Source organism: Pseudoalteromonas sp. SG44-1 (genome assembly GCF_014164315.1).
Classification (GTDB): domain Bacteria; phylum Pseudomonadota; class Gammaproteobacteria; order Enterobacterales; family Alteromonadaceae; genus Pseudoalteromonas; species Pseudoalteromonas rhizosphaerae.
The window spans coordinates 1-542 of record NZ_JACJEW010000236.1 but is presented as its reverse complement, the minus strand read 5'-3'; the positions used below and the strand labels follow the sequence as shown (position 1 = coordinate 542).

Genomic DNA, 542 nt, shown 5'->3' with positions numbered 1-542 from the left:
AATACCGCTAGCGACACAGAAAATGGCGGAGTGATCGATACTCTTGCGCCAACCTTTGATATTGATCCGTTGGCTGCGACGAACGACAGCACCCCAACCATCACCGGTAGCAGTGATGAAATTGGTGGATTGGTAAGTATCACCGTGACAGATGCGAACGGCACCGTGCAAACCTTAACCGCGACGGTACTGGCAGATGGCACGTGGTCGGTGGATATACCGACCCCATTGGCAGAGGGCGCATTCCAAGTGGATGCCAGCGTCACTGATGCGGCAGGTAATACCGCGTCTGATACTGAAAACGGCGGAGTAATTGACACTCAAGCGCCTACTTTTGATATTGATCCACTTGCTGCAACGAACGATACCACGCCAACCATCACCGGTAGCAGTGATGAAATCGGTGGCATCGTCAGTGTGATTGTCACTGATGCCACTGGCGCTGTGCAAACCTTAACCGCGACGGTACTGGCAGATGGTACGTGGTCGGTGGATGTACCGACCCCACTTGCAGAGGGCACATTCCAAGTGGATGGCAGTGT

1 protein-coding gene is annotated in these 542 nt (G+C 53.7%); it reads left to right on the top strand.

What is annotated here, in order from left to right:
- A partial coding sequence (locus tag H5187_RS23955) for an Ig-like domain-containing protein (RefSeq protein WP_259401777.1) occupies positions 1–542 on the top strand: 542 nt, incomplete at both ends.